The following is a 4456-nucleotide window of genomic DNA, read 5'->3' as shown; positions in this document are numbered from 1 at the left end:
TCACGAGGCCCTTGTCGAGGATGGTGTCGATGACGTCGGCGAGACTACTCGAGCTCGGTCCACCTGCCGTGGTCATGCGCGTGCTCCTGTCCGACGCCGCGGTGTTGCCTTCTTCGCGGCAGTCTTCTTAGCTGGGGTCTTCTTCGCGGGGGCCTTTTTAGCTGCGGCCCTTTTCGCGGGGGCCTTCTTAGCAGCGGTCTTCTTCGCGGGGGTCTTCTTCGCCGGGGTCTTCTGTGCAGCGGCCTTCTGGGGACGACGCCGGCGCGGCTCGGGACGACGCCGGCGCGGCTTGGGCTCCTCCTCAGGCTCTTCCTCCGCCGTCTCCTCCTCAGCGGTGTCCTCCTCGGGTTCCTCCTCCGCCGTCTCGTCCTCAGCGGTCTCTTCCTCGGGTTCTTCGTCCTCGTACTCGCCGGACTCCTCTTCCGGCTCCTCCTCCGGTTCTTCCTCCTCGTACTCGCCGGACTCGTCCTCAGCGGTCTCGTCCTCGGGTTCTTCGTCCTCGTACTCGCCGGACTCCTCTTCCGGCTCCTCCTCCGGTTCCTCGTCTTCGTACTCGCCGGACTCCTCTTCCGACTCCTCGTCCGGCTCCTCGTCCGGCTCTTCCTCCTCGTACTCGCCGGACTCCTCTTCCGGCTCCTCGTCCGGCTCTTCGTTGGTGTCCTCGGACTCCTCGGGTTCGACGACCTTGCCGTCCCGGATTTCTCCGCGCCACCCCTCGATCTCGTCAGGATGAAGAACGGACTGGGTCATGACGTGGCGCCCGAAGTGCTTCAACTCCAAGCGCGCTCGCCGACCCTGTGCCCGCCACAGGTTCCCCGTCCTCTCGAACAACCCCTTCGGGTGATACTCGAGGATCACAACGATGCGGGTGAGATCCGGGGTCACCTCATGGAACGTCACCGCACCGTCGATGAAACCCTTGGCCCCCTTCGACCGCCACACGATCCGCTCATCCGGGACCTGCTCGAGGATCGACGCCTCCCAGGTGCGATGCGACAAGAAGATCTGCGCCTTCCACTCGAGCTTCTCGTCCGCTTCCTGCTCCACCCGCTCGACCTTCTTCATGAACGACGGAAAGTCCGCGAACTGGGTCCACTGGTTATACGCCAATTGGACCGGCACACCGACATCGATCGTTTCGACGATGTTGGTCAACTTGAGCTTCTTGCCCTTACCTCCACCACCACCACCACCGGTGACCGCGTCCTTCACATCCGACGCCGTCTCCTTCACCTTGTCGGTCAGCCCGGAGAACAGGGACTTGCCGTCGCCCTCCCCGTCACCGTCACCGTTGCCGTTGCCGTCACCGTTGCCGTTGCCCTTGCCGGTGACCGCGGACAGCAGGCTGCCCCCGCCGCCCTCGGCGTAGTCGGTCAGCCGGCCGGTCGCGCCCGCCACCTTGTCGGAGACGGCGGACATCGCCTTGTCGGTCACGGTGCCGAGCAGGCCCTGCGCCGCCTTCTGCAGCGGTGACACCGATGCGGCCTCACCGGACGCACCGGAAACATTCTGGCGCAGCTTCTTCGCCGCACTGTCAAGATTCGAGGTCATCGCTGATCACTTCCGGGTGCGTCGTACGGGTACGGAATCGGTCGTCGCCTTCGCCCGTGTCCTGCGGGCCCTGGCTCGGGCCAGGTCGTCGCCCTCGCCCTCGTCGTCGTCGTTCGTCGTCGACCGCGACCGCGACCGGGTGGGCCGGGAACCACCGCCACCCGACGAGCGGCGCCGCGGGGCCGGCCGCCTCCGGGCGCGGGGCGCCTGTTCGGAATCGTCGTCACCGGTCTCGTCGTCGCCCTCGTCCTCGACTTCCGTGTTCTCCTCGTCCTCGTACTCGTAGTCGTCGTCGGGTTCCTCGTCACGGGCCCGCTTCGACTTCTTCTCCTTGCCGGCGCCGCCGAGGAGACCCTCACCCGACTGCAACCGGGTGTTGAGCGAGTCGATGCGCTGACTGGCCGCGGTCACCGCGGCCGCCTTCGCCGCATTCATCAACTCCTTGCGGACCGTCGCACCGAGCTTGGCGACCTCGGGGGAATCGGCGAGCAGTTTGCGGCCCTCGTTGAGAACACCCAGCGACCCGCCCGGAAACCGTCTGCTGGCCCCGTACCCGGCGAGCATCAACGCCAGCTTCATCTTGTGCGTGCGGCCCAACATGTAACCGGCACCCACGGCCATGGCCATCTGGCCCTTGCTTGTCATCGCCCAACCCCTTCGTCGAGTGGATGTGGTGGTGCACCTCGGCGCCGGCGGCGGTCTGTGAGCGGATCCTGCGCGGTGAGGGGCGCATTCCGCCGACTACCCCGGGGAAGGGCTACTCAATCGGCCGCCCCAACGGAAACCGCAGTTCGGCCGCGAAACGAGCCGACCGGTCGGTGGCTCCTGCGGACGACGACGACGGCGCGAGCCCGTGCCATCGTGGTGCGGGCGGCAGGCTATGTGCGGGCGACGATGAAGTCGTAGGGCGCCATCGGTCCGAGCAGGCGCATCGTGACCCGGTTGTCCCAGCGCTCGGCCAGCTCCCCGACGGTGTGTTCGAGTTCGCCCTGCCGGTCCACCTCGAAGAGGACCGCGATCTGCATGGCGTCCTCGTCGTGGGTGGGGTCACGGACGTCGGCGGTGTCGGTCAGCGGGGACAGGATCTCGAGGGTGGTGCGGGTGTCGGCGTTCCGCTTGGCTTCGAGGGCGTGACCGATGATCTCCCCCAACGCCATCCGGGCGTCCCGGGTCAGTTCCTCCGGTTGGTCGCGGATCTCCTCGAGCAGGCTGGTTGCCTTCGGGCTGTCGTCGACGATCTCGCGGAGGATGGTCTCCTGCACGTAGCGGCCCTTCACCATGTACTGCGCGAAACCCTCCAGTTTGTCGAGGGCGGAGGCGAACTCGTCCTCATGGTCGGCGAGCAGTCCGTTGATCACCGCGTCGCGGTCGGAGACGACGGCACCGAACCGCAGCGGCAGCACCGGAGCGACGTGCGAGGTGCCGTCCAGGATGCGGGCGTGGGCCTGCAGGTCCGCGGGGGTGCCCAGTCGCCTGCCGGGATCGATTTCGCTGACCAATGCCGCGATCTCACCGTGGGTGACGATATCGATGGGGGCGTCGTGGATGCCGGTGGCGTCGTCGTCGGGTTGCACGTCCGCCGGGACGATGCCGTACACATAGATCGCGGTCGACGCCGCAGCAGTGCCCTCGTCGTCACCGTCGGGCTCGGTGTCCTCGGGGGAGGTCATGTGTTCCTCCGGCGGGGTGCGGGTTCGCGTTCGCTGCCTGAGCCGCTGAGCAGCTCGCCGAGCGTCTCGCTCACGCCCTCGAGGACACCCTTGGTCTTGGATTTGGTGCTGCCGCTGCCCTTGACGTCGGAGACCAGATCGGCCAAGCCCTTCGGTTCGCTGCCGATCGCGAGCCGGTTCGCCGCCTCCGCAAAACGCAGGTAGGTGTCGACACTCGCGACGACGACGCGGGCATCGATGGTGAGCAGTTCGATGCCGACGATCGAGACCCGGACGTAGGCGTCGATGACCAGTCCCTTGTCCAAGATGGTGTCGATGACGTCGGCGAGACTGCTGGAACTGGGTCCGCCTGCCGTGGTCATGCTCGTCGCTCCTGCCTCTGTTCGCCCACCGCGCGGCGCTGCAACCACAGGTCCCGCCCACCCCGGCAGGCTCCACCGCCCCGACGCCCCGGGAGGGCCAGGGGTGCACGCGGGGGTCGGCTAGCGACTACCCGGACCGGGCCCAATTCAATCGGTCAAAGACGGGAGAGGACTACGCAATTCGGGCCGAGGAACAGTCCGTCCGGTCGGATCCACCGGCACCATCGAAGGTGTGCCATGTGTCCGCGGACCACGGCGACTCGACCTTCGCATACTCGACCGCTTCCCTCGGTCACCGGCATCGCCTCGGTGGGCGGCGTCGTAGCCGCGGGCCCGGTAGATGTCGCGGCTGCGGGCCGCCTGTGGATCAGTGTCCCAGTGCCCCCGGTGTCCTCGGGGTGGTGCGCGTCCAGGACCACGCCTCTCCGGCCGCTCCTGCGCACCCCCGGCGGCATGTTCGGTGGTGCGCGCGGCACCGCCAGGCCATGCTCAGGGCGGTGCTGACGTTGACGTTCTCGAACACCGCCCGCGTGGGGATCTCTGCGGTCGGGCGCCCGGTTTGAACTGCGGGTTTACCGGGAAAGCGTCACTTGTTCACAGGACGGGTGCCCCGGAAGGGTGCGCGGAGGTCCCACGTCGTCGCGCCGCGTCCGGAGCCCCGTTCACTGCAGGAGTCGGGGACTTCCACGGATGAGGTGAGCACGATGAAGAAACTCGCAGCGCGCACGGCCATCGCGACAGCCGTGATCGCTCCCGCGATGGTCCTTGCGGCCGGGACCGCGTCGGCGGTGCCGGCGTTGAGCGTCGGGGCCGGCGCTCAGGGAACCGTGACCGTCACGGTGCCGGCCGGCGAGAACTGGACCTGCTTCGGCT

The 4456-nt window shown here is 67.7% G+C and carries 4 protein-coding genes, 2 pseudogenes and 1 CRISPR repeat array; of the genes and pseudogenes, 1 reads left to right on the top strand and 5 read right to left on the bottom strand.

Translation table 11 applies throughout. From position 1 onward, the window contains the following. Positions 1–76: pseudogene (locus P3H15_RS53085) on the bottom strand (gas vesicle protein); the annotation flags it as partial. Positions 77–400: 324 nt separating this feature from the next. Then, a CRISPR array of direct repeats spans positions 401–632; the repeat unit is 25 nt; unit sequence TCGTACTCGCCGGACTCCTCTTCCG. Between the two features lie 193 nt (positions 633–825). Next, positions 826–1110, bottom strand: a pseudogene (locus P3H15_RS56015) (SRPBCC family protein); the annotation flags it as partial. Between P3H15_RS56015 and P3H15_RS53080 the strand changes: the two are divergent. Further along, on the top strand, positions 991–1473 hold the full coding sequence (locus P3H15_RS53080) for a hypothetical protein (RefSeq protein ID WP_276144678.1): 483 nt from the start codon (positions 991–993) through the stop codon (positions 1471–1473). The pseudogene P3H15_RS56015 and the gene P3H15_RS53080 sit on opposite strands and share 120 nt — an antisense overlap. Before the next feature lie 84 nt (positions 1474–1557). Here the strand turns inward: P3H15_RS53080 and P3H15_RS53075 are convergent, their stop codons facing one another. From P3H15_RS53075 to gvpJ, 3 genes are all read right to left on the bottom strand, one after another. Continuing rightward, a complete protein-coding gene (locus P3H15_RS53075; RefSeq protein WP_276144677.1) occupies positions 1558–2196 on the bottom strand; it encodes a hypothetical protein in 639 nt (212 codons plus the stop codon). A 233-nt stretch (positions 2197–2429) separates the two neighbouring features. Continuing rightward, positions 2430–3221 carry a GvpL/GvpF family gas vesicle protein gene (locus P3H15_RS53070; protein ID WP_276144676.1) on the bottom strand — a complete coding sequence of 264 codons (792 nt, stop codon included), beginning with the start codon at positions 3219–3221 and terminating at the stop codon, positions 2430–2432. Then, entirely contained in the window at positions 3218–3583 is a 366-nt protein-coding gene (gvpJ, locus tag P3H15_RS53065) for a gas vesicle protein GvpJ (RefSeq protein ID WP_276144675.1), read from the bottom strand. Before gvpJ ends, P3H15_RS53070 begins: the two co-directional genes overlap by 4 nt. Positions 3584–4456 lie beyond the last annotated feature (873 nt).

Origin of the sequence: Rhodococcus sp. T2V (assembly GCF_029269925.1) — a bacterium.
In the GTDB taxonomy this organism is placed as follows: domain Bacteria; phylum Actinomycetota; class Actinomycetes; order Mycobacteriales; family Mycobacteriaceae; genus Rhodococcus_F; species Rhodococcus_F koreensis.
Note: the sequence above shows the minus strand (reverse complement) of the source record. Positions and strands in the feature narration are given on the sequence as shown.